General features: G+C 66.2%; 19 protein-coding genes. 14 read left to right on the plus strand and 5 right to left on the minus strand.

Going from position 1 to position 23,464, the window contains the following annotated elements:
- The first annotated feature begins 1 nt into the window (after nt 1).
- The 12 genes from TZ53_RS09570 (at nt 2) to TZ53_RS09625 (ending at nt 12,662) form a co-directional block, all read left to right on the plus strand.
- Nucleotides 2-979 carry a glycosyltransferase family 2 protein gene (locus TZ53_RS09570; protein ID WP_044661111.1) on the plus strand — a complete coding sequence of 326 codons (978 nt, stop codon included), beginning with the start codon at nt 2-4 and terminating at the stop codon, nt 977-979.
- Nucleotides 972-2,135: an FAD-dependent oxidoreductase gene (locus tag TZ53_RS09575; protein WP_044661112.1), complete on the plus strand. Its 1,164-nt coding sequence runs from the start codon at nt 972-974 to the stop codon at nt 2,133-2,135. The genes TZ53_RS09570 and TZ53_RS09575 overlap by 8 nt, the downstream gene beginning before the upstream one ends.
- A 4-nt stretch (nt 2,136-2,139) precedes the next feature.
- Nucleotides 2,140-2,859, plus strand: coding sequence for a hypothetical protein (locus tag TZ53_RS09580; RefSeq protein ID WP_238320160.1), 720 nt, complete (start codon nt 2,140-2,142; stop codon nt 2,857-2,859).
- A complete protein-coding gene (locus tag TZ53_RS09585) occupies nt 2,856-4,046 on the plus strand; it encodes a glycosyltransferase (protein WP_044661114.1) in 1,191 nt (396 codons plus the stop codon). The genes TZ53_RS09580 and TZ53_RS09585 overlap by 4 nt, the downstream gene beginning before the upstream one ends.
- The gene (locus TZ53_RS09590) at nt 4,043-5,260 is read left to right on the plus strand and encodes a polysaccharide biosynthesis protein (RefSeq protein WP_044661115.1); all 1,218 of its coding nucleotides are present in this window, start codon (nt 4,043-4,045) and stop codon (nt 5,258-5,260) included. The genes TZ53_RS09585 and TZ53_RS09590 overlap by 4 nt, the downstream gene beginning before the upstream one ends.
- 3 nt (nt 5,261-5,263) lie before the next feature.
- On the plus strand, nt 5,264-7,060 hold the full coding sequence (locus TZ53_RS09595; RefSeq protein WP_044661116.1) for an HAD-IIIC family phosphatase: 1,797 nt from the start codon (nt 5,264-5,266) through the stop codon (nt 7,058-7,060).
- The gene (locus TZ53_RS09600; RefSeq protein WP_025547655.1) at nt 7,060-7,290 is read left to right on the plus strand and encodes an acyl carrier protein; all 231 of its coding nucleotides are present in this window, start codon (nt 7,060-7,062) and stop codon (nt 7,288-7,290) included. Before TZ53_RS09595 ends, TZ53_RS09600 begins: the two co-directional genes overlap by 1 nt.
- Before the next feature lie 4 nt (nt 7,291-7,294).
- Entirely contained in the window at nt 7,295-7,825 is a 531-nt protein-coding gene (locus TZ53_RS09605) for an acyltransferase (protein ID WP_025547653.1), read from the plus strand.
- Complete coding sequence (locus tag TZ53_RS09610) at nt 7,822-8,379, plus strand: acyltransferase (RefSeq protein ID WP_025547651.1); 558 nt, start codon at nt 7,822-7,824, stop codon at nt 8,377-8,379. The genes TZ53_RS09605 and TZ53_RS09610 overlap by 4 nt, the downstream gene beginning before the upstream one ends.
- Nucleotides 8,380-8,389: 10 nt before the next feature.
- Nucleotides 8,390-9,850 (plus strand): lipopolysaccharide biosynthesis protein, encoded by a 1,461-nt coding sequence (locus tag TZ53_RS09615; RefSeq protein WP_044661117.1) that lies wholly within the window; start codon nt 8,390-8,392, stop codon nt 9,848-9,850.
- Nucleotides 9,851-10,159: 309 nt separating this feature from the next.
- Complete coding sequence (locus TZ53_RS09620; protein WP_235600857.1) at nt 10,160-12,049, plus strand: PAS domain S-box protein; 1,890 nt, start codon at nt 10,160-10,162, stop codon at nt 12,047-12,049.
- On the plus strand, nt 12,036-12,662 hold the full coding sequence (locus TZ53_RS09625) for a response regulator transcription factor (RefSeq protein WP_226869583.1): 627 nt from the start codon (nt 12,036-12,038) through the stop codon (nt 12,660-12,662). Before TZ53_RS09620 ends, TZ53_RS09625 begins: the two co-directional genes overlap by 14 nt.
- Nucleotides 12,663-12,878: 216 nt before the next feature.
- Here TZ53_RS09625 and TZ53_RS09630 read toward each other — a convergent pair whose 3' ends face one another.
- Entirely contained in the window at nt 12,879-13,160 is a 282-nt protein-coding gene (locus TZ53_RS09630) for a hypothetical protein (RefSeq protein WP_157009797.1), read from the minus strand.
- A gap of 426 nt (nt 13,161-13,586) precedes the next feature.
- Here TZ53_RS09630 and TZ53_RS27520 point away from each other — a divergent pair, with 426 nt between their 5' ends.
- Nucleotides 13,587-14,978 carry a sugar transferase gene (locus tag TZ53_RS27520; RefSeq protein WP_044661119.1) on the plus strand — a complete coding sequence of 464 codons (1,392 nt, stop codon included), beginning with the start codon at nt 13,587-13,589 and terminating at the stop codon, nt 14,976-14,978.
- Between the two features lie 139 nt (nt 14,979-15,117).
- Nucleotides 15,118-16,905 (plus strand): FAD-dependent oxidoreductase, encoded by a 1,788-nt coding sequence (locus tag TZ53_RS09640; protein ID WP_238320161.1) that lies wholly within the window; start codon nt 15,118-15,120, stop codon nt 16,903-16,905.
- Nucleotides 16,906-16,957: 52 nt separating this feature from the next.
- Here the strand turns inward: TZ53_RS09640 and TZ53_RS09645 are convergent, their stop codons facing one another.
- The 4 genes from TZ53_RS09645 to TZ53_RS09660 all read right to left on the minus strand — a co-directional run bounded on the left by TZ53_RS09645 (nt 16,958) and on the right by TZ53_RS09660 (nt 23,418).
- The gene (locus tag TZ53_RS09645; protein ID WP_044661120.1) at nt 16,958-17,929 is read right to left on the minus strand and encodes an alpha/beta hydrolase; all 972 of its coding nucleotides are present in this window, start codon (nt 17,927-17,929) and stop codon (nt 16,958-16,960) included.
- Between the two features lie 25 nt (nt 17,930-17,954).
- Complete coding sequence (locus TZ53_RS09650) at nt 17,955-19,523, minus strand: alpha-N-arabinofuranosidase (protein ID WP_044661121.1); 1,569 nt, start codon at nt 19,521-19,523, stop codon at nt 17,955-17,957.
- Nucleotides 19,524-19,563: 40 nt separating this feature from the next.
- The gene (locus TZ53_RS09655) at nt 19,564-22,188 is read right to left on the minus strand and encodes a glycoside hydrolase family 3 C-terminal domain-containing protein (protein ID WP_044661122.1); all 2,625 of its coding nucleotides are present in this window, start codon (nt 22,186-22,188) and stop codon (nt 19,564-19,566) included.
- A 99-nt stretch (nt 22,189-22,287) separates the two neighbouring features.
- Nucleotides 22,288-23,418, minus strand: coding sequence for a glycoside hydrolase family 43 protein (locus TZ53_RS09660; RefSeq protein WP_044661123.1), 1,131 nt, complete (start codon nt 23,416-23,418; stop codon nt 22,288-22,290).
- Between the last annotated feature and the right edge of the window lie 46 nt (nt 23,419-23,464).

A 23,464-nucleotide genomic window follows, 5' to 3' on the forward strand; every position in this document is an offset into this window, starting at 1 on the left:
AATGGTTGCCACGGCAAAGCTGGACCTGGTCGAAGTCATGGACATTTCCGTCATCGTCCCGGTCCTCAAGCGTTTCGACGATGTCGCCCGCGTCTATGCCGAATATCGGGACAGGGTTGCATCCTCGGGGAAAAGTTACGAGTTCATCTTCGTCATCGACGGGCAGCCGGACTATCCGGTCGCCACGCTGGAACAACTGCAACGCGACGGCGAACCCATAGAGATCATCCGCTTCGGCCGGGAGTTCGGGGAATCCGCCTGCCTGCGCGAAGGCATCCGCCAGTCGACCGGCCGGCACCTGCTGTTCCTGCCCGCTTATTTCCAGATCGGCGGCGCGGCGATCTCCGAACTTCTCGACCATCTCGATGAAGCCGACGTCGTCGCCGCCCGCCGCGACAGGCGGGCGGACGCCATGTTCAACCGGCTGCGCGGCTGGGGCTTCCAGAAGATGGCGCGCTTCGCCGGGGCCAAATATGACGACCCCGGATGCCTCGTCCGCGCCGTCCACCGCAGCGTCTTCGACGAAATCCCGATCCAGGATGAGAAGCAGCGCTTCCTGCCCCTGCTGGCGGAGGTGCATGGCTTCAAGGTCGTCCAGCTCACCCTGCCGCAGGCCGAAAGCGACGCCGGCCGGCCGCAACACAAGCCGGGCGTCTATTTCGACGTGATGATGGACCTGATGGCGGTCGGCTTCCTCGTCCGCTTCATGCAGCGCCCCTTCCGCTTCTTCGGCACGGTGGGCGCGGCGTCGATCCTGAGCAGCCTGTTCCTGATGGCTTTCCTGCTGTTCCAGCGGGAGGTCAGCAATATCCCGCTGGGCGACCGCCCGCTGCTGGTGCTGGTCGTGCTGCTGCTGGTGCTGGGCATCCAGATCGCGGCGATCGGCCTGATCGCGGAGATCGTCATCTTCACCCGCGGCGACGGCAAGCAGCATTATCGGATCGAGAAGATCGTGGAGCATGTGTCCGCCGATGCCTGAAACCGTCATCATAGGGGCGGGCATCCAGGGCGCCACGCTGGCGCTCGCCGCGCTCGAACGGGGCGTGTGCCCGATCCTCGTCGATCGGGACGACCAGCCCTCCGGCGCGTCCGTCAACAGCTATGGCATCGTCCATGGCGGGCTGCGCTACCTCCAGTCGATGAACATCCCCCGCTGGGTGCGCAGCCGCCGCGCGCAGAACTGGTATATCGACCGCTACCCCCATCAGGTGCGGCCGCTGCGCTGCGTGATGCCGCTCTATGCCGGCGCCCCCCGCTCGCCCCGGCTGTTCGCCCTTGCGCGAGGCTTCGACCGGATGCTGCGAACGGCGCTTGGCCAGCATGTGCCGCTTCCCGAAGATGGCGCCTGTTCACGGCAGGAGGTCTTGCAGGCCTATGACGTCGCATCCCATGGCCTGCTGGGCGGCGCGGTCTGGTACGATGCGCAGTTGCTGAACCCGCCCGCGCTGTTGAGGGAAATGCTGGCCGAAGTGGAGCAGCGCGGCGGCGTCGTGCTGCGCTCCACCGAAGTCACCGGCCTGATCGAGCAGGGCGGCCGCCTCCAGGCCGTCCAGTTGCGCAACGCAAGCGACGGGCGCGAACAGAGGATCGCCGCCGACCGGCTGTTCGATTGCGGCGGCGCGCAGGCGGGGCGCTGCATGGGGCCGGCGCGCCGGGTGCCAAGCGCGGCGGTCCTCGCCTTCAACCTGCTGATGGACATTCCCGCGCCTCCCGCCAGCGACGCTTACGCCCTGTCGCCCACGCCGGGGCGCGGACGCAGCTTCTTCTTTCGCCGCTATGGCGCCGCGACGCTCGTCGGCACTTTCTACCGTCCCGCGCCCGGCATCCTTTCGCCCGAACCCACGGCGGAGGATGTCCGGTCCGCTCTCTCATCCATCCGCCAATGCCTGCCCAATGTCGAACTGGACGAAGGATCGGTGCTGGCCACCTATGCCGGCCTGCTGCCGGACCGCGACGGCAGCGGCCGGGCGCTTCATCCAGGCGACCGGCATCTGCGTCCGGGGCCGGAGGGCTATCACATGCTGGTCAGCGGCAAGCTGACCACCGCGCCGCTGCTGAGCGAACAGGTGGCGCGCCGCCTGTGGCCCGCCGCGCCCTTGCCGCGAGCCGGCGGATGGCGGCCGCGCCATGCCTGAGCTGATGATCGACGCGCACGTCCATCTGCATCCCGGCGACGATCCGCGGGACCGGCTGATGCAGGCGCATGGGCGCATGATGGCGGCCGCCGGGAAGGACTGCCTGCCCGTCTTCATGCTGGCGGAGCAGCAGGGCTGCGACGCGTTCGGAATGCTGAAGGCATCGGCGCGGTCGACCGCGGAACCGGAAAGCCTGTGGCTGGAAACCGGTTCCGCCGACATATTGGTGCTGGCCGGCCGGCAGGTCGTCAGCGCCGAACGGCTGGAGATACTGGCGCTGGCCACCGCCGCCGGTTTCGCCGACGGCGCGCCGGCCGAACAATTGGTCGCGGCGATGGGCGCGGCGGACGCGCTGACCATCCTTCCCTGGGGCGTCGGCAAATGGGCCGGCGCGCGAGGACGGCTGGTCGACAGGCTGCTGGCCGGCGATCCGGAAGGCCGGTTGCTGTTGGGCGACAATGGCGGGCGCCCCGCCTTCTGGCCGGAACGCCGTTTCCGCCACCGGACGGTGCTGCGCGGATCGGACCCCTTGCCATTGCGCGGCGATGCGCGGCGGATCGGGACTTTCGGAACCATCCTGCATGGCGGGCTTTCGGCCGACCGGCCCGGACGCGACCTGCGCGCGCTCATCCGTTCGGCCGGGCGGCAGGCGCGGCATTATGGCGCTCCCGCAAGCCCGCTGCATTTCCTCGGCAACCAGCTTCGCCTGAGGATGGCCTCATGAAGATATTGATGCTGGCGCCCCAGCCCTTTTACGAGGAACGCGGCACGCCCATTGCCGTGCGCATGGCGGCCGAAGCTCTGGCGGCGCAGGGGCATGAGGTCGCGCTGCTGAGCTTCCATGAAGGGCGTGACGTGCCGATGCCCGGCGTGCGGCATCACCGCATCGCTGCCCCGCCGGGCGTCCGCAATGTCCCCATCGGTTTTTCGCTCGGGAAGCTGGTCTGCGACCTCTGGATGTTCTTTGCCGCGATCGGCCTGCTTCGGCATTATCGCCCCGACGTCATCCATGCCGTCGAGGAAGCGGCCTTCTTCGCGCTGCCCTTGTCCCGGCTGTTCGGAACGCGCCTCGTCTATGACGCGGACTCGATCCTGAGCGAGCAGATCGTCGAAAAATGGCCGCGGGCCCGCGCCATCGCCTGGATCGTCGAACGGTGCGAGCAATTCGCCTTCCGCCGCAGCGACCTGGTGATCGCCGTCTGCCCCGCCATCCAGCAGAGCGCCAGCCGCTCCGCAGCCGCCGATCGCATCCACCTGCTGCCCGACGTGGCGATGGAAGGGCCCGCCACGGCGGCGCCGGTCGAAGACCTGCGCCCGAACGCAAAGGATCGCCCGCTCGCGCTTTATGTCGGCAACCTCGAATCCTATCAGGGCGTCCACCTGCTGATCCAGGCGATGGCGGCGCTTGCGCCTGCCGAGCGTCCCGCGCTGGTCGTGATCGGCGGCAAGGCGGATCATGTCGCGCAGCATCGGCAACTCGCCCTGCAATGCGGGCTGGAAGGCGATGTGCGCCTGCTTGGCCCGCGCCCGCTCGATGGCCTCGGCCGCTATCTGGCGCAGGCCGACATCCTCTGTTCGCCGCGGCTGAAGGGCCGGAACACGCCGATGAAGATCTTCTCCTATATGGCGTCGGGCAAGGCGCTGCTGGCGACCGACATCGAAAGCCATTCCCAGGTTCTGGACGCGCGTTGCGCCATGCTGACGCCCGCGACGGCGCAGGACCTGGCGCAAGGGTTGCGGCGGCTCTGCGCCGACGACGCGCTGAGGGCGAGGCTGGGGGAGGCCGCCGCCGCAAGGGCGCGGCTCGACTATGGCCATGCCGCCTTCGTCGACCGGCTACGGCGCGCCTATGCCGTGCTTTCGCCGGATGCGGGCACGCCCCCTTCGCCCACCGCGCTGGAGGCCGCATGACGGCGGTCGGCGCCAGCGCGCGGGCGACCAACAAGGCCGCCTCCAGCCTGTTCGCCGCGCTGGGCTTCGGCCTGTCGGGCGCGGCCTTCACCCTGGGCATGCTGCTGCTGGCGCGGGAACTGCCGGTGGAAGCTTATGGCCGCTTCACCTTGGCCGTCGCCCTGTTCAATATCTTCGGCCTGCTGACGCCGCTGGGCGTCGACCAGCTGTTCCTGCGCGGACCGATGCGCGCGGGCAAAGGATTGCTGGCTTTCCTGATCCTCTCGGGCCTTGTGGTGGGCGGACTGGTGGGCATGGCCGCAGGCCTGCTGGGCGGACTGCATCCGGCGGAGGCATGGCTGACCGCGCTGGCGATTGCCGGCGGCGGGCTGGTCGCGGCGACCAGCACCGGCCTGCGCGCGCGCGCCGTGCCCGGCGCCTCCATGCTGCTTGCGATTTCGGCCAGTTTCGTCCTGTTGCTGGCCGGGACCGCGGCGGTCGCCTTCGGCCTGAAGGACGGGACGGCGCCTCTTGCCATATTCGCCGCCGGAAACATCGTCTTCGGCGCGATCGGCTGGGGCCTTCTGCGCCGCAGGGCGAAGGACGGCGATGCCGTCCACCCCGCCCGCCGCTGGCGCGAGGCGGGATCGATGCTGGGCCTCGTCGCCCTCGGCACGGTGTCGCTTCAGGTCGAACGGATCATCATCCCGATCCCGCTGGACCTGAAGGAACTGGCGCTGTTCGGCGTGCTGGCGTCAGTCGCGATCTTCCCTTTCCGCCTGCTCGCGTCCGGCGTCGGCTTCACCCTCGCCCCGCGCCTGATCGGTGCGCAGCGGGCGCGCCGGCAGGCCGTCGTGCTGGCGGAGGCCAGGCCGCTGCTGGCGGTGATCGTCGTGGCGACGGCGGGCCTTGTCGCCTGCGGCCCGTGGATCGCCGCCATGGTGACAGGCGGCCTTTATGCCATCGGCCCGGCCCTGATCCTCGCCGCCTGTGCGAACGGCGTGGGGAAGGTCGCCATGGCCTTCCCCCGGGCGATGCTCACGGCGGCGGGATCGCCCGCCGATCTGGTGCTGCTCAACGGATGGGGGGTGGTGGGTCTGGCGCTGACGGTCTGCGGCGCGCTGGCCGGGGCCGCCTGCGGAATCACCGGGCTGCTATGGGGGGCGACGCTGGGCGGCGCGATCCCGACGCTGTTCACGCTGCACCTCGCCTGGCGTCGGCTTGGAAAGGATTGAGAAATGACCACCCAGATGGGCTTTGCTGAGATGATGCAGTCGCTGCACGCCGGATCGGCGGCGCTCGACTACCGCAAGACCGGCCGGCTGCTGCGCGAGATGGAGGCGCAGGCCGGCGTGCACGTGGCGTTGATGGGCAATGTCACGCTGGACCTTCTCACCCCCTTCCTGCGCGTGGAGGCGGCGAAGGTCGGCCAGATGTCCGCATTCCATGTCAGCCCGTTCGGCCAATATATGCAGGACCTGCATGGCGAGGCGCTCCAGCGCTTCGACCCCCATGTCATCGTCCTGCTGCTGTCGGCGCAGGCGATGCGGCCCGACGCCTTCGAACGGTTCCACCAGCTCTCCGTCGAGGACCGTCATCGCCTGCGCGACGACATGATGGCGGAGGTGGAGGGCTGGATCGACAGTGCGGTCATGCGCACCGCGGCGACGCTGATGGTCGCCAATTTCCCCTGTCCTGCCAGTGCGCTGGGCGTCGCGGACCTCAGCAGCGATTATGGCGAGCGCGAATTCTTCCTGGACCTGAACCTGGCGCTGCTCCGCGCCGTGCGGGCGCGCCCCAGGGCCATGATGCTCGACGTGGTCGAGGCGATGGGCCGGGTCGGCACCCGCCAGGCGGTGGACCGCCGGATGCACTATATCGCCGGATTGGGCTGGACGGACGCGATGATGCGGGAATTCGGCGCGGTCTTCGCCCATGCGCTGGTCGGCGCGCTCGGCGCCGCGCGCAAATGCCTGGTGCTGGACCTCGACAACAGCCTGTGGGGCGGGGTGGTGGGCGAGGACGGCCCCCATGGCATCCGCGTCGGCCGCGGCGACATGGTGGGGGAGGCGTTCCGCGCCTTCCAGCTCAGGATCAAGGCGCTGAAGGAACGCGGCATCCTGCTCGCCTTGTGCAGCAAGAACAATCCGGAAGATGTCGAGGAAGTGTTTCGCCTGCGTGACGACATGCCGCTGCAATTGTCGGATATGGCGGCGACGGCGATAGGCTGGGACAGCAAATATACGGGGATCGGGAAGATTGCGAGGCAGCTCAACATCGGTCTGGACGCGCTGGTGTTCCTCGACGACAACGCGGCGGAGATTGCGGCCGTGCGGCAATATTGCCCGGATGTCCATGCCGTGCTGCTGCCGCCCGATCCATCCGACTATGTCGACATATTGGACGCGCTGCCCTGGTTCGAGAAAAGCCGCCTGACGGCGGAGGACAGGGCCAGGACCGAACATTATGCGCTGGCCGCGGGGCGGGATGCGCTGTGCGCGTCCTGCGACCCGATGGACTATCTGCGCGGGCTCGAGATGCGCGCGGCGATCCGCGACGCCGGGCCGGCCGACCTGTTGAGGGTGCATCAGCTCTTCAACAAGACCAACCAGTTCAACCTGACCACCGGCCGCCCCACCATGGGGGAGGTGGAGGCGATGATGACCGACCCGGCATGGCAGCTCATCGTGGCGGATCTGCGCGACCGCTTCGGGCAATTGGGCACGGTCGCGATCTGCGCCCTGAGGCGGGAGGGCGCGGCGCTCCATATCCGGCATTTCCTGATGAGCTGCCGCGCCATGGGCCGGGGCCTGGAACATGCCGTGATGAACGATGTCAAGCGCCGCTTTCTGGAAAGCGACGCCGCATCCCTGCACGGCAGCCATGTTCCGACGGCCAAGAACGGCCCGGTGCGCGGCTTTTTCGACGATCAGGGCTTTGCCGCCGCCGATGGCGGCGACCGCACCGACTATGCGCTTTGCCGGGCGGATGTCGCGTTCAGGGATTGCGACTGGATCATGCTGGAGATGAAATAATGGCTGTGAACATGGACGACCTGCTGAACCTTGTCGGCGACATCATCGAAGTCGATCCGTCCCGGATCGACCTGCGCCTCGACCGGGACGACGTGCCCGGCTGGGATTCGCTGGCCCATCTGCGGATCATCACCGCGTTCGAGGCGCAATATGGCGTGCGCCTCAGCATGGACCAGATCGCCGAGATCCGCACGGTGGAACAATTGTCGCGGACATTGGGCGAGGCGTGACGCCATGCGCATGGGTGTCGCCATACGCCGCTTCGCCATTCCGGGCTTCGTGCACAGCCTCTACCATCTGTTCGCCGGGCGCGCGATCGTCAGCCCGCGCGCGGAACTGGAATGGAGCAGGCTGCTGAAGATCGGCCGCAGGTCCCAGATCAGCTCCTTCGTGAAGATCAAGGCGAGCGAAGGGCCGGTGCGGATCGGGGAGCGGACCGACATAGGCTGCGGCGTGTTCATCGCCGGGCACAGCCATGGCATCGTCATCGGCGACGACTGCCTGATCAGCCCGAACGTCTCCATCATCGGCGTCAATTACCGCTATGACCGCGCCGACCGGCTGATCCGCGAACAGGGGTTGCAGTCGGGCGGCCCGACCAGCATCGGCAACAATGTCTGGATCGGCGCGGGCGCGGTGATCCTGGACAACAGCCAGATAGAGGATGGCGCGATCATCGCGCCCAATGCGGTGGTGTCGGGCCGGGTGCCGGCCATGTCGGTCATGTCGGGCAATCCCGCCAAATTGGTGTTCACGCGCCGATGAGACTGTTCGTCACCGCCCGGCTCGACGACCTCTATGCGCGATGGACCCGCTGGCGCCTGCGGGCGGCGGGCGGCAAGGCGGGCCGGGCCTTGCGGGTGCGCGGCGGCGTCCCCTATCTCGCCGGGCAGCTTATCCTGGGGGAGGCTGTGCGCCTGCGCAACGAGCCTGCCCGCATCAGGCTGAAGACCGCCGGAAGCGGCCGGATCGTCCTGGGCGATCAGGTATCGCTCAACAGCGGTGTCACCATCTTCAGCGCCGCCAGTGTGGAGATCGGCGCCTTCAGCCGGATCGGGGATCATGCCAGCCTGTTCGACACCAGCTTCCATGCCGTGCATGAAGGGCATGCCGCCCGGCCCCGGCCGATCCGCATCGGCCGCAATGTCTGGATCGGGCGCAACGCCACGATCCTGCCGGGCGTGTCGATCGGGGATCACAGCGTCATAGCCGCGGGCGCCGTGGTGTTCCAGGATGTTCCCCCCCGCCAGCTCTGGCGCGGCAATCCGGCCAGTTTCGTCAAGCATGTCCGCGCGGGCGACGATTTCATAAGACAATAAGGGAAGCATCATGTCCGCAACCACGGGCGGCATAGCCGGGAAAATCCGATCGGGCATGGCCTGGTCGCTGGTCGAAAGCTGGAGCGTGCAGGCGCTTCAGTTCCTCGCCTTCATGATCGTCGCCCGCTATGTCGACGCCGCGGCGCTGGGCGTGGTCGCCATGGCGCTGCTGGCGGGGCAGTTCTTCCAGATGACGGTGCTGTCGGGCATCAGCGCCCCGATGGTCAGCGCCGGGCGCGACGATCCCGACCTGGACGATACCGCCTTCTGGATCGCCTTCGCCCTGGGCGCGCTGATGCTGCTGCTCACCCTGGCCTGCGCCGGCGTCGCGGAACGGGCGTTGGACCAGCCGGGCCTGGCATGGGTGCTGCGCTGGCTCAGCATCGCCAATTTCCTTTCCGCGCTGAACGTCGTGCCGCAGGCCTGGCTGACGCGGGCGCTGATGATGCGGCCGCTGGCGGTGCGATCCACCCTGTCGACCATGGCGGGCGCGCTGGTCGGCATTCCCATGGCGATGGCTGGCTATGGGCTGACGGCGCTGGTGATGCAGAATCTGGCGACCGCCCTGATCGGCGCGGCGATCCTCTGGGCGGCGTGCCCCCGGCGGCCGCGCTTCCGCTTCGCGCGGCAGAAGGGACGGGAAATCTTCTTCTACAGCCGTCATGTGACGCTGACGGGCATCGCCAATTTCTTCAATTCCAACTCCGACGTGCTGATCGTGGGCGTCGTGCTGGGCGCGGCGGCGGCGGGCGTCTATACGGTCGGCAAGCGCGCGCTGCTGGCCGCCAACCTGCTGCTGGCGCGGGCCCTCTCCCGCGTGGCCTTCCCGGCCTTCTCCCAGCTCAAGCACGATCCGCCGCGACTGGCGGCCGCCTTCCTCAAGCTCGTATCCGCGACATCGCTGATCACCACCCCGGCCTTTGTCGGCATGGCGCTGGTGGCCGATCCCTTCATCCATCTCGTCTTCGGATCGCGCTGGGCGGGGGCGGTGCCGGTGATGCAATATCTCAGCCTCTTCGGCGCGCTCCAGGCGGTCGGCATCTATAACCAGTCGCTCATGCTCGCCCTTGGCAAGCCGCAATGGCAGACATGGCTCGCCGCCCTCTATGCCGTGGTGAACTGCACCCTCTTCTTCGCGACGGCGGATCAGGGGCCGGGCGCGATCGCCGCCGCCTTCACCCTGCGCGCCTGGCTGCTCTACCCGCTCTCCGTCCTGGGCGTGGTCCTGCTGCTGCCGATCGGCTGGGCCGATTACTGGCGCGCCGTTCGGCTGGGGCTGTTCGCTTCCGCGGCCATGGCGGGATGCGTTCTGGGCGCGCGGCCCTTTCTGGTCCAGATGGCCCCGGCCGAAGCGCTGACCGTCACCATCCTCACCGGAGCGCTGGCCTATGGCGTTGCGCTCCTGTTGCTCGGGCGAAACGCGCTGGTTCAGCTCCTGATGTTCGCCAGGGGCCGCTACGGCACGGCATAACCTATGTTAATATATTGCTCTTGCGCGATTTTATTGCCGTAAAGATGTAAAATTCCGTAGCAATACCTACTAGGCAATCCGTGACCATGCTGTTACCACTATTGCAACGCAGCAATTCCCCTTAAGCTATTTCCCTTAGGAAGGGCTGGCTTATGGGGATGACGCATGAGCGGAGTCGGGCCGATCCCGGCCTGCTCCAATAAAAACCAAGGTCGCAAGAAATAGTTCTGGGCTATAAGCGCGGAGTCAAAGACTATGCTTGCAACCGGTGCCGGGGAGCGCCTTCAGCGGCGTTTCTCGCTGGCATTCATGCGTAATGCGTCGCGACGGTTCGTCCCCGCCGCGTGGGCCGCGTGGATTGCCGAAGTGCGCTGGAGCGGCCTCGGCAAATATATCGCGTCGCTGGTCATCGTCTTCCTCGCGTCCTCGTGGATTTTCCGCAACGGCGTCGCGTCGCTGACCGCCGGGGACTATGCCGTCCTCACCCTGATCGTGATTTCCGTCGCCACCCTGATGGGGATCGGCCCGGGCGCGGTCACCACCGCCGGCCTGCTGACGGTCATCTACGCCATTGTCGACGTGAAGATCAGGGGCGGAACCGGCGAGGACGGCCTGGCTTTCCTGCTGGTCATGGTGGCGGCCAATGGGGTGGCGCTGAAATCCACCTTCTGGCGTGCGCGGGCGGAACGGCAGGGCGCCTATGTCAACCGCCTGACAGAGCAGTTGAAGCTGCTGACCGACGGATCGGTCAACTACGCCCTCTACATGACCGATGTGGAGGGGCGGGTCGTCCACTGGAACCGGGGCGCCGAACGCTTCACCGGCTGGGACAGCCGCGACATCGTGAACCGCCCGGTATCGCTGCTCTATTCCCATCATCCCGGCATGGAAGACAATATGGCCGAAGCCTTCGCCCTGGCCAAGGAGCATGGCAGCTGCGAATTCGACTGCCATTTCATCAGGAACGACCGCAGCAGCTTCATGCAGAACTGCGTGGTGACGGCGCTGCGCGACAACAAGGGACGGCTTCAGGGCTTCGCCAAGCTGGTGCGCGACGTGACGGCGGAACGGGCGCAGGAAGTCGCCCTTCAGGAACGCGAAGCGGAATTGCGGTCCATCCTGGAAACCGCCCCCGACGCAGTGTTCGTCGTCGATATTTCAGGGCGGATCGACTATATGAACAGCACCGCCTGCCGCATGTTCGGCTATAATCTTTGCGAGCTGGAAGGCGCGGAATTCGATCATCTGCTGACCGGAGCGCAGCCGCCGCGAGAGGTCCGCGACGAGCCTCTCCATGTGGAGAGCGACGGGCCGCTATCCTATCCGCGCAGGCTGATCGGGCGCCGTCGCAACGGCTCCAACTTTCCCATCGAGATGAGCTTCGTGAAGATGGAGGGCGCGCATGAGACGCACTATACCGCCTTCATCCGCGACCTCACCGAACAGGATGCGACCAAGGCGCGGCTGGAACTCCTCCAGACGGAGATGCTGCACGGCACCCGCTACAGCGCGATGGGCGCGATGGCCTCCATGCTGGCGCATGAGCTGAACCAGCCGCTGACCGCGCTCGCCGCTTATATGGAGGGCAGTTCGATCCTGCTGATGCGCGGGCAGGAGGCGGACCGGCCGAAGCTGAACCGCATCTTCCGCTCCGCCGCGCAGGAAGCGGTGCGCGCCGGCGCGATCATGCGCCGCCTGCGCGATTTCGCCAGCGACGGAGAGGCGCTGCTGGAAATCCACGACGCGCAGGATGTGGCGCGCAGCAGCCTGGCGCTGATCGCCGCCATGGCGGAGGCGGCGGACGTCACCGTCGAAATGGACGTCGCGCCAGGCACCGGATCGATCTTTGCCGATCCGATCCAGATCCAGCAGGTGATCGGCAATCTCTGCCGCAATGCCATCGACGCCATGCGCGAGGAGCCGGAACGGCGGCTGACCGTGCGGGTCGCGGCGGCGGACGAACTCACCACGCATTTTCTGGTTTCCGATACCGGCTCGGGCATTCCGCCCGCGATCAAGGACCGGATTTTCGATGCCTTTGTCAGCAGCAAGGAAGAGGGGACCGGCGTCGGCCTGTCCATCTGCCGCACCATTGTCGAAGCCCATGGCGGACGGATCTGGCTGGAGCCGAGCGTCACGGGAAGCTGCTTCGGTTTCAGTCTCAGACGCAAGAAGGGAAACGCCATTGGAACCCACTAAGCTGATCCACATCGTGGATGACGAGGATTCGGTCCGCGCCGCGACCGCCTTCCTGCTGGAGCTGGAGGGCTATACGGTCCGCACCTGGCAGCGCGGCACGCATTTTCTGGCGGCCGCCGCGAACGAGCCGCTGGGGTGCGTGATCATGGACCTGCGCATGCCGGAAATGGACGGGATAGAGGTGCAGCGGCGACTGAACGAGGCGGAACTCTATTTCCCCATCATCATGCTGACCGGCCATGGCGACATCGCCTCCACCGTGACGGCGATGAAGATGGGCGCGGTCGATTTCCTGGTGAAGCCGTTCGAGCGGGAGACGCTGCTGCGCGCGGTCGAAAATTGCTGGACGCTGTTCCAGGATACCGGCGCGCGCCGCCAGCGGGCGGTGCGCGCAGGGGCCATGGTGGAGAAGCTCACCCCCAGGGAGCGCGACGTGCTGTCGGGGCTGACCATGGGCCTGCCGAACAAGCATATCGCGCTGCAATTGGGCATCAGCCCGCGCACCGTGGAAATCCACCGCGCCAATCTGATGTCCAAGCTGGAGACGCGCAGCCTGTCCGATGCCTTGCGCGTGGCGTTCGCCGCCGGGATCGGCAGGCAACTGGATTGCTGAGGAACACGGGCCGGCGATCGGCGGGCCGTTGTTTCCGGCCCGGATCGGGCCATCTCCCGAAATGGACCGCCCTCCGCCGCATTTCGCGGCCGGATGAGCGATAGGAGCGGTTCGACCGGCCATATTCCGATCGAACCGCTCCACCGCGCCCGGATGCGGAGCCTTCGTCCTCCGATCCCCGGCGCGTCGCTGCCTTCTCCTCTCTCTCCTGAAACTTCAGCGCCGCCGTCCCGCCGGCGATCTGATCGTGAACAGGGCATCGTCGGGCGCCGCCCTGCTCTTGACGACCTGCAATGGCGATCCGCCATAGGGGGGGTGCGGCAGGCCCGATTGCCTGTCCTGGCCCTCCACCCGGGCGGATGATTTCACCAGCCGCAGCGATGCCCGTTTCGCGCCCTGCGCCGACCGGCGCCATGTGCGTCCTCTCCGCTTCCGCCTGATAAGGTCCCAGGTGAGATAGGGCAGTGAAATGACCAGAAGATAAAGCGATGCCGGCAACCACAGCAGCGCGAAGAGCCGATCCCGCCACCCAATCCTTACAATGTTCCGCGACTTGTTCTGCAATCGCCAGAGATTACAGGACCCAAGCATCCATATCCCGGAGACGACCGCCATCGCGATAATCATTGCCATCCTGTTCCATCATCCAATCGCAGCTCTTTCGGCTGCTTCGCGAAGCTGTCCTGTATGAACTATAGATGAAAGGCGTCATCTGTCATCTACGCAGGAATACGCACCGGCTGATATTTCGGACCGTCGATCAACCCTCTGTATTCTCCCGGATTGCACCTGAAGCGACATTATGTCTGATTTAGCGCTGATAAGGATCAGGTCGCCGGAACAGATATTCTGCATCAACTGGGTTTCGATCGAATGCGTGCCACGGGCACGGAGAATCCTCCAGGCGCGCAAAATGAGGTGTGCATGTCGAGAATTGACCTGGCGATGGCGACCCGTCCTGCCGGCGGACGGGGCCCTGCCGCGGCGCATCGCGCCTTGCGAATCTGGCTTTGCCTAGCCCTGGCGCTGTGGGACATGGTGGCGTTGACATGCGGGCTGAGCGTCGGACTGGCGCTCGCGCCCGTGGCCGGGGGGCTTCGCGACAGCGGCGCCTCCGTCGCGGCGCTGCTCATGGCCTATCTCATCATCGCCTTTCACAATCAGGCCTATGATCCCCGCGGCCTGACCAATGCGACGACCAGTTGCCGCAATGCCGCACGGGCCTTTGCCGGCACAGTGCTGATCTTCTTCCTCGTGCTGTTCGCGGTGAAATCGACCTCGACCTTCTCCCGCGCCGCCGTGCTGGCGGGGCTGGGCTGCGCGGGCGGGCTGCTGCTGGCGCAACGGCTGCTGCTGAGCCGCCTTCTCGAACGCCATTTCGGGGACCGGCTGTTTGCCGAACTGCTGATCGTGGACGACTGCCCGATTCCGGAAAATCCGGGCCAGATGGCTCTGGTGGACGCGCAGGCCATCGGCCTTCGCGCCGATTTGGACGACCCCTATATGCTGCACCGGCTGGGCATGTTGCTGCGCGATCACGACAGGGTGGTCGTCGCATGCCCCGCCGACCGCCGCGTGACCTGGGCGCAGATGCTGAAGGGCGGCAATATATTGGGCGAGATCGTCTCTCCCGAAGTCGAATCCATGGCGCCGCTGACGGTCGGGCGCTGGCAGGACATGGCCACGCTGGTGGTGGCGCGAGGGCCGCTGAACCTGGCGAACCGGGCGACGAAGCGGCTTCTGGACCTGTTCGTCACCGTGCCCCTGCTGATCGGGCTGATGCCGCTGATGATCGCCGTTGCCGTTGCGATCAAGCTGGATTCGCCCGGCCCCGTCTTCTTCCGTCAGCAACGGATCGGGCGGGGCAACACCCTGTTCAGCATCCTCAAATTCCGCAGCATGAAGGTGGAGCGATGCGATATGGACGGCGTCCGCTCGGCCAGCCGGACGGACGACAGGATCACGCGCGTCGGCCGCTTCATCCGCCGGACCAGCATCGATGAATTGCCGCAGCTCATCAATGTCCTTCTGGGGGAGATGAGCCTTGTCGGGCCAAGACCTCATGCCATCGGGTCGACGGCGGAGGACATATTGTTCTGGCGCGTCGACCGCCAATATTGGAAAAGACATGCGCTGAAACCCGGAATAACCGGTCTCGCGCAGATTCGCGGGTTCAGGGGCGCCACCGAAACCAGGGCGGATATTTTGCAGCGGGTGGAAGCCGATCTTGAATATATGAATGGCTGGAGCCTGATGCGCGACATCGTGATCCTGTTCGGCACCGTTCAGATTCTGGTGCACAGAAACGCCTTCTGATCCCCGGCAAGACTGCATTTCCGATCGATACCCTCCCCGGAACCACCGAATGCGCATTTCCCCGCAATGGGTAAGTGATCACACCGAATGGATCATCGCCGCCGCGCATGAAATAAATCTTCCATTATTGGGGAGCATCATGGATCGACGGACTTTCCTCGCCGGCGGGCTGGCCGGCACGGCATTGGCGGCCTGTCAGCGCGACAATGAACCGCGCATCGTCCAATCCTCGCGCAGGCCGATGGTCGGGCGCCGGACGTTGCGCGCCGATGTCGTCGTCTATGGCGCGACGCCGGCGGGCATCGTCGCCGCCGTCAGCGCCGCGCAGATGGGCGCGTCCGCGATCATCGTCGGCGGATGGCGGGAACGGCAGCCGGGCGGCATGCTGTCCGGCGGGTTGAGCTGGACCGATTATCGCGACATCGACGCCTTTGGCGGCCTGGCCCGTGCCGTGATCGAACGGCTCGCCGCGGCGGGCGGCATGCCGCGCAACCGCTATGCCTTCGATCCCGCCCTTGCCGTGCCCCTGTTTGAGCGCATGACGACCAGTGCGGGCGTGCCGATGGTCTGGTCCGACGGTGTGGAGGACGTCAAGCTCGTCGATCGCCGCATAAGCGAATTCTTCCTGCAATCGGGCAGGATCGTGCGCGGGCGCATGTTCATCGACGCCAGCTATGAAGGCGATCTCATGGCGCGTGCCGGCGTCGCGTTCAAGGTGGGGCGGGAGGCGGCCGACGCCGCCAATCCGCTCAACGGCTATCGCGGCGCGAAAAACGGCCATCTGGTGCGCGGCGGCCGTCCCGAAGAGGACAGCATCGCGCCGATCAGCCCTTTCTGGAATGGCGAGGGCGGCGCGCTGCTGCCGCATGTCGCGGCGGCGCCCGATCTTCCCCTGGGCGCGGCGGACAAGGCGGTGCAGGCCTATTGTTTCCGCCTGACCATGACCAACCGTCCCGACCTGCGGCAGGACCTGCCCGCCCGCGCGCCGGACGGCTATGACGAATCCCGCTACGAACTGCTGTTCCGCGACCTGGACGCCCGCCGGCGCAAGGGGCAGATATATGGACGCGACTGGACCTTCGCCCGCGATCTGGTGAAGGCGGATGAGGTCGCGCCGGGCATTTATGACGTCAACAACCGCGCGCTGATGTCCATCGATGCCGTGGGCCTCAGCCACGACTATCCCCAGGCCGACTATGCGACACGGGAGAAGATCTGGAAGGCGCATGAAGCCTATCTGCGGGGCTGGTTCCACGCCATGGCCTATGGCCGCGACCCGCGCATTCCGCCGGGCCTGCAACACGAGGTGCGCGAATGGGGCCTGGTTCGGGGCCGGCACATCCATCCGCATCCCAACGACCTGCCGGGCTGGTCGCCGCAACTCTATGTCCGCGAAGCGCGCCGGCTCGACAATGGGCTGAACTGGTCGGGCAGGGACCTGTCGGACGTGGACGGCGCGGAGCCGCGCCGCAAGGGCATCGTCGCCATGGGCTCTTATTGGCAGGACAGCCATTCCACCCGGCGCATCGCGGTGCAGGACGGGGCGGGGCGATGGGGCATCTGCAATGAAGGCTCGATCATGTTGCGGACCGGCGGGAAATATGAACGCTCGCCCCTGCCGATGGACCTGATGCTGCCGCACCGGGACCAGTGCACCAATCTCATCGTCCCCTTCTGCGTGGCGGCGACGCATCAGGCCTTTGCCACGATCCGCATGGAACTGACGTCCATGGCGCTGGGCGAAGCGGCGGGCAGGGCCGCCGCCATGGCGCTGGGCGAAGATAATGTGCGCGACGTGCAGGACGTGCCGATGCCGGAACTCCAGGCCGCGCTGGTCGCCAATAAGGGCGTCATCCACGGCGTTTCCGCCTTCGAGGATTATCGGCGGCGGCTGAAGTTCCGGCTGAACCGGATGCTGGGAGGCTAAGGACAGAGGGGCCGATCCGACGGCATGGGATCAACCCCTCCCTTCCACCATGTTACCGCGCCCGCTTGAGCATGCCGTGCATGTCGATCCACCGCACGAAGGCGTCGAACCAGCCGGTGCTGGTGGTCGCCTTCGGATACATGCCGAAGCCGTGGCCGCCCTGTTCGTAAAGGTGGAATTCCACCGGGCGATGCGCCGCGCGCCAGTCGTCGATCAGCTTGAAGTCGCGATTGCCGAACAGCGGATCGTCGGCGGCGATGGCGGCGAACATCGGCGGCGCGTCCTGCGGCACGGTCATGCTGCCCAGCGGACCGTAGATATTGCCGATGAAGGCAGGCTTCGCTTCCGTCGTCGACAGCGTCGTCGCCATGGTCAGCATCGCCCCGGCGGAAAAGCCGATCATGCCGATCCGGTCCGGGTCGACATGCCATTGCGCCGCCCGTGCGCGGATCAGGCGGAAGGCGGCGGTTGAATCCGCCAGTTGCGGAGCAAGGTCGGTCGCTGCCGAGGCGGGAGCGGGCAGCGGTGTCCTGGCCACGCCGGAGAACATCTCCTGCATCGACCGTTCGAAACCCGCCATGTCGGCGGGCGTCTGGCGCAGCCGATATTTCAGCACGAAGGCGGCAACCCCCCTGGTTGCCAGCGCCCGCGCGACGTCATAGCCTTCATTGTCCATGGAAAGCGTGCGGAAACCGCCGCCCGGCGCGACGACGACCGCCGCGCCGGAAGCCTTGGCCGGATCGGGCAGGAAGGGCGTCAGCGTCGCAACGGTGACGTTGCGGGCAAAGCGGCTGCCATATTGGCGGTGCCAGCTTTCCTTCGCCGTGGCGCCGGGAAGTGCGCCGGTGCCCAGTTCGATCGCGTCGGGCTGGGCCGGGGCGGCAATCGGCGTCATCCTGTCGTCCTGCGCCTGACCCAGCGCCGGAGCAGCCAAGGCGCAGGCGGCGATGCCGATGGCGAAAGCGCGGGCCGCCGGGAAGCGGAAGGGGCGCCGCAATGCCTTCCGGGCAGATAGATGCTTCATCTCATCCTCCTGTGATTATCGATCCTTATTGCAGGTCGAGCACGACCACCGACTTGGGCGGCAGCGCCACCGTCAGCGTGCCGCCGCTCACCTGCGCGCCGGTGAAGGCGGCGGGCTTCACCACCTCCGGCGCGTCGAAGCTGTTGTGCGAATTGATCGCGGGGGCGGTCAGGATGCGGCCCGACACATTGGCGGCGTTCAGCCCGTCCAGCTTCACCGTCACCACATTGGTCTGGCTGGGATCGAGGTTGGAAAGGCCGACATGGACCTTGCCGTCTCTGGCCCGCACCGCCGATCCGCTGACCGCCGGCATGACGAACCTGTCCTTGTTGTACCAGGGCGTGTCGATGTCGATCGGCAGCACCGTCGCATCCTGCCAGGGCTTGTACATTTCGAAGACATGATAGGTGGGGGTGAGCACCATCTTCTTCCCTTCGGTCAGGATCATCGCCTGCAACACATTCACCATCTGCGCGATGGCGCTCATGCGCACGCGGTCGGCATGTTTGGCGAAGATGTCGAGATTGACGGAGGCGACCAGCGCGTCGCGCAGCGTGTTCTGCTGCCGCAGGAAGCCGGGATTGGTGCCGGGGTCGGGCGCATACCATGTGCCCCATTCGTCCACAGCCAGGAATATCCGCTTCCGCGGATCATATTTGTCCATCACCTTGCTATGGCCGGTGATAAGCTCGTCCATCTTCCATGTGGCGGCCAGCGTGTCGGCCCATGCGGTCTCGTCGAAATTGACCGGATCGGCCTTGGGCGGCCAGCCGCCCTGGGGCAGGGTGTAATAATGGAGCGACAGCGCATCCAGTTGCTTGGCCGCGTCGCGCATCATCACTTCGGTCCAGTTATAGTCGCCGCCGTTCGCGCCCGACGCGATCCGCACCAGCGTCTTGCCCGCCGGAACCTTCAGGAAGGTCGAATAGCGCTTCGTCACGTCGGCGGCATATTCGGCGCGCATGTTGCCGCCGCAGCCCCACAGCTCATTGCCGATGCCGAAGGCGGGCAGCGCCCAGGGTTCCTTGTGCCCGTTCTTCGCGCGCTCATCGGCCAGGCTGCCGGCGGGCGCGGTGATATATTCGACCCATTCCGCCATTTCCTGCGGCGTGCCGTTGCCGACATTGCCGGAAATATAGGCTTCCGCGCCGACCTGCCGCAGCAGTTCGAAATATTCATGCGTGCCGACCGAATTGGGCTCGGTCACGCCGCCCCAATTGGTGTTGACCTTGATCGGGCGCTTGCCCTTCGGGCCGACGCCCTCCCGCCAGTGATATTCGTCCGCGAAGCAGCCGCCCGGCCAGCGGATCACCGGGACGGAGAGGTTGCGCAGCGCCGCCACCACATCGTTGCGGAAACCATTGGTGTTGGGGATCGACCGATCATTGCCGACCCACAGGCCGCCATAGATGCCATGGCCCAGATGTTCGGCGAATTGCGTGAAGATGCGGCGGTCATAGACCGGGCCGGGCCGGTCGGCATGGATGGTGGCGGTGGTCGGCTTGCCGGCGGTGTCGGCGCTGGCGGTCGTCGCCGCCAATGCGCTGGCGCAGAGAAGCAAGGCGGCGGTCGTGCGGCGCAGGGTCTTGATCATGGTCGTCCTTTTCGGAAAATGGCGGCGGAATGGGCGAAACCTATTTGGGCAGCGGGATCATCCGGGCGATGCTGTAGCGGGCCTGCTGGACCTGCACGCCGTCGTCCGGCTGGCCGCTGCCGACGCTCAGGCCATAATCGCCCGGTATCAGCCCGCGCTCGCCCGTCATGGTGACGAAGCTGAGGTCGCGGGGGCTCAAGGTGAATTCCACCTTCCGGGTCTCGCCGGGCTTCAGCGTCACCCGCTGGAAGCCGCGCAGGGCAAGGCGAGGCGCGCCCTCGAACCGTGAGGGCGTGATGTAGAGCTGCGCGACATCGTCGCCCGCCCTTGCACCCGTGTTCGTGATGGCGGTGCGCACCTTCAGGCCATTCTCGACCGAACCGTTCACCGGCTCGACCGTCAGCGGGGCGTAACGGAAGCTGGTGTTGCTGAGGCCGTGGCCGAAGGGATAGACGGGCTTGCCCCTGAAATAGCGATAGGTGCGCCCCTCCATCCCATAGTCGGTAAAGGGCGGCAGGTCAGTGACGCTCCTGTAGAAGGTGACGGGCAGTCGGCCGCCCGGATCGGCCTTGCCCGAAAGGACATTGCCGACCGCCAGCCCGCCGGATTGGCCCGGATACCAGGCTTCGACGATGGCGGCGGCATTCTCCTTCGCCCAGGACAGGTCGATGGCGCTGCCATTCATGGCGACGACGACCAGCGGCTTGCCCAGCGCCCTGGCCTTTTCCAGGAAGGCGCGCTGGTCGGCGGGCAGGTCCAGCGTCGTCTTGTCGCCGCCGTCGAAACCCTCCACCTTGACGGGCATCTCCTCGCCCTCCAGGTCGGAGGTCAGGCCGACCACGGCGACGACGACATCGGCATCCTTCGCGCCCGCTGTCAGATCCCGGTCGAGATCGTCGGTAACCCGCTTCCAGAAGATCGCCGGGCTGGCGGCGACGCCGCTCTCTCCCTGCAGGCGGATGGCGTAGCGCTCGCCCCTGGTCATGCGCACCTCGACCAGCTTCAGCGGTTCCGCCCAGCGCGAATATTCGCTGGCGGAGACGACGGGCTTGCCGTTCAGCGAGACCTCGCCCTTCACTCCGGTCAGCGCCAGCCGATAGAGGCCGGTTTCCGGCGCGACCAGATAGCCGCTCCAGCGGACCCGATGCTGGTCCGACACCTGTTTGAACTCGGCCGCCCGCGATACGATGCTGGTTTCGGTCCGCGTCAGCACCGGCCGGGCTGCAAACTGGTCCTTGCCCGTGGCGTTGAAATATTCGGCCTTGATTCCCGGCTTGCCGTCCGGCGTCAGCAGCGCGGTGCCGGGGACGAGGTCGCCGTCCGTGATCGATGGGCTGAAGGGGATCACGGTCACGGCACCCGCGCCCATGACCTGTTTCAGGCCCTCCGCGACCGAAATGGGTGGAGCGCTCTTGGCCGAGGAATAATTGCCGCGCAGCACGCGGGTCGCATCCGCCAAAGGCCCAGCCAGCGCGATTCTCGTCCCGGGCTTCAGCGGCAGGACGCCGTCATTCTTGAGCAGCACGAGGCTCTTTTCCGCGGTGCTCAGCGCCAGCGCCTGATGATCCGGCGTACCGATCGCGCTCGGGGGGATCGCGTTGGGCTTGCGGGAGGACAGGCCCGGCAGGTCGCCATTGCGGTATCGCGCGGAAAAGAGCCGGACGAGCGCGGTGTCGATGTCGCCCATGCCGATAAGGCCCCGCGCCAGCGATTCCTTGTATCGATCGCCAAGGTCGGTGCGTCCGCCCAGCGTCGCATTGTTGCATTCGCTGTCGACCCCGTAGCGCAGCGCGACGGCAACGCCGGTGGCGGCGTCGGGCGCATATTTGTGATGCTCGTAAATGTCGACCACGGCGTCGCAGTCGGACACGACATAGCCCTTGAAGCCCCATGCGCCGCGTAGATAGTCCTGCAACAGCATATGACTGCCGCAGGCCGGTTGCCCGTCGACGCGGTTATAGGCGCACATGATCGACCCGGCCTTGCCCTCAACAATGGCGGCGCGGAAGGCGGGCAGGTAGGTGTCCTCCAGATCGTGCGGCGTGGCGAAGATATTGTCGGTGTGACGGCTGGGTTCGGGGCCGCTATGGACCGCGAAATGCTTGGGCGTGGCGACGACCAGAGGCAGGTCCGGATCGTCCCCCTGCATGCCCTGGACGAAGGCGACGCCGATCCGCGCCGTCAGATAGGGGTCTTCGCCATAGGTTTCCTGCCCCCGGCCCCAGCGCGGATCGCGGAAGATGTTGATGTTGGGCGACCATGTGTCGAGGCCCGTGCCGATCCGGCCGAGATGCCCGGTCTGCCGTCCCAGCCTATGCAGCGCCCGGACCTCCGTGCCGATGGTGGCGGCGACCTGCCTGATCAATGGCGCGTCGAATGTGGCGGCAAGGCCGATGGGTTCGGGAAAATTGGTCGTGGGCACCGCCCCGATCGCGCCATGAAGGGATTCGGTCCACCAGTTATAGGCCGGGATGCCGAGGCGCGGGATCGCGGGAGCGACGTTCAGAAGCTGCCCGACCTTCTCGTCCAGCGTCAGCCTGTCGACGATCTCCCGCGCCTTGCCGTCGGCCTCCGCCCATATGTCCGTGGCCTGCGCATGGACAGTTGCCGGGGTCGCGAGGCACAATATCGCGCCGGCCGCGCGCAAGGCGAAAGCGGTCTTCATGATTATCTCCCCAAGAAGCGCGCTGTTTTCAGCGTCGCTCGATATGTCTCGTCCGGTCGGTGGGCGCGGGAGATGGCACTTCCCCCGCGCCCGGCGCGCTCAATGGGCCGCGCCGTCCTTCGTCCCCTTGGCGACGAAGGGATTGATGGTCCGGATCGTGCCGTCGGGATTATAATGCAGTTCGGTCACCTTCACGTTGCGCAGGCGGGTCTGGCCCGACAACTGGCTGTCGGCATAGAACAACCACCATTTCCCGTTCCATTCGACGATGGAATGATGGGTGGTCCATCCTTCCACCGGCTCCAGGATGCGGCCCTTGTAGGTGAAGGGGCCATAGGGTGAATCGCCGATGGCATAGACCAGATAATGGGTGTCCCCGGTCGAATAGCTGAAATAATATTTGCCCTTATATTTGTGCATCCACGACGCCTCGAAGAAACGGCGGTCATGGTCGCCGCCCAGCAGCGGCTTGCCCTTGTCGTCCAGGATCTGGATCGCGCGGGGCGCTTCGCTGAATTCCAGCATGTCGCCGGTCAGCTTCGCGACGCGCGGCGCCAGCGCGGGCTTGTCGTCCTGTCCCAGATCGGTCTTCGACCCATCGGGATCATATTTGCCGTCGACATTGCGCTGAAGCTGTCCGCCCCAGATGCCGCCGAAATACATATAGCTCGATCCGTCATCATCGGTGAAGACGGCGGGATCGATCGAATAGCTGCCCTTGATCGGCTGCGGCTGCGCCTTGAACGGACCCATGGGGTCCTTCGACGTGGCGACGCCGATGCGAAAGGCGCCCTCCTTGTCCTTGGCCGGGAAGTAGAGATAATAGGTGCCGTTCCTGTACGCAGCGTCCGGCGCCCACATCTGCTTGTCGGCCCAGGGCACGTCCTTCACATCCAGCGCCACCGGGCCGACCGTCACGGGGCCGCCGATCCTGTCCATCGACAGGATGCGATAGTCCCGCATTTCGAAATGGCTGCCCAGATCGTCCTCCGGCGTCGGCCCGTCGATGTCGTGGCTGGGATAGACGTAGATCTTCCCGTTCCACACATGGGCGGACGGGTCGGCGGTGTAGATGTCCGTGACCAGCGGTTGCGACAGATATTCGGATGCGTCGCGCTTCGCTTCGGCCTTCGGCTGGGCTTCGTTCGCCGGCTGCGACTGCTGGCATCCGGCGGCCAGCAACAGGGCGGCGAGCGGCAGGGCTTCCAATGCGCGCAACTTCATGGGCATGCTGATCCTCTCTGGTTATTCCCGCAACGATAGCGCTACCATTTTG

This window comes from Sphingobium sp. YBL2 (genome assembly GCF_000943805.1).
GTDB lineage: Bacteria > Pseudomonadota > Alphaproteobacteria > Sphingomonadales > Sphingomonadaceae > Sphingobium > Sphingobium fuliginis.

Excerpts from the sequence above, each read along its gene's own strand:
- TZ53_RS09570 (WP_044661111.1), top strand. The coding sequence starts at position 2 with ATGGTTGCCACGGCAAAGCTGGACCTGGTCGAAGTCATGGACATTTCC.
- TZ53_RS09575 (WP_044661112.1), top strand. The coding sequence starts at position 972 with ATGCCTGAAACCGTCATCATAGGGGCGGGCATCCAGGGCGCCACGCTG.
- TZ53_RS09580 (WP_238320160.1), top strand. The coding sequence starts at position 2,140 with ATGATCGACGCGCACGTCCATCTGCATCCCGGCGACGATCCGCGGGAC.
- TZ53_RS09585 (WP_044661114.1), top strand. The coding sequence starts at position 2,856 with ATGAAGATATTGATGCTGGCGCCCCAGCCCTTTTACGAGGAACGCGGC.
- TZ53_RS09590 (WP_044661115.1), top strand. The coding sequence starts at position 4,043 with ATGACGGCGGTCGGCGCCAGCGCGCGGGCGACCAACAAGGCCGCCTCC.
- TZ53_RS09595 (WP_044661116.1), top strand. The coding sequence starts at position 5,264 with ATGACCACCCAGATGGGCTTTGCTGAGATGATGCAGTCGCTGCACGCC.
- TZ53_RS09600 (WP_025547655.1), top strand. The coding sequence starts at position 7,060 with ATGGCTGTGAACATGGACGACCTGCTGAACCTTGTCGGCGACATCATC.
- TZ53_RS09605 (WP_025547653.1), top strand. The coding sequence starts at position 7,295 with ATGCGCATGGGTGTCGCCATACGCCGCTTCGCCATTCCGGGCTTCGTG.
- TZ53_RS09610 (WP_025547651.1), top strand. The coding sequence starts at position 7,822 with ATGAGACTGTTCGTCACCGCCCGGCTCGACGACCTCTATGCGCGATGG.
- TZ53_RS09615 (WP_044661117.1), top strand. The coding sequence starts at position 8,390 with ATGTCCGCAACCACGGGCGGCATAGCCGGGAAAATCCGATCGGGCATG.
- TZ53_RS09620 (WP_235600857.1), top strand. The coding sequence starts at position 10,160 with ATGCGTAATGCGTCGCGACGGTTCGTCCCCGCCGCGTGGGCCGCGTGG.
- TZ53_RS27520 (WP_044661119.1), top strand. The coding sequence starts at position 13,587 with ATGTCGAGAATTGACCTGGCGATGGCGACCCGTCCTGCCGGCGGACGG.
- TZ53_RS09640 (WP_238320161.1), top strand. The coding sequence starts at position 15,118 with ATGGATCGACGGACTTTCCTCGCCGGCGGGCTGGCCGGCACGGCATTG.
- TZ53_RS09645 (WP_044661120.1), bottom strand. The coding sequence starts at position 17,929 with ATGAAGCATCTATCTGCCCGGAAGGCATTGCGGCGCCCCTTCCGCTTC.
- TZ53_RS09650 (WP_044661121.1), bottom strand. The coding sequence starts at position 19,523 with ATGATCAAGACCCTGCGCCGCACGACCGCCGCCTTGCTTCTCTGCGCC.
- TZ53_RS09655 (WP_044661122.1), bottom strand. The coding sequence starts at position 22,188 with ATGAAGACCGCTTTCGCCTTGCGCGCGGCCGGCGCGATATTGTGCCTC.
- TZ53_RS09660 (WP_044661123.1), bottom strand. The coding sequence starts at position 23,418 with ATGCCCATGAAGTTGCGCGCATTGGAAGCCCTGCCGCTCGCCGCCCTG.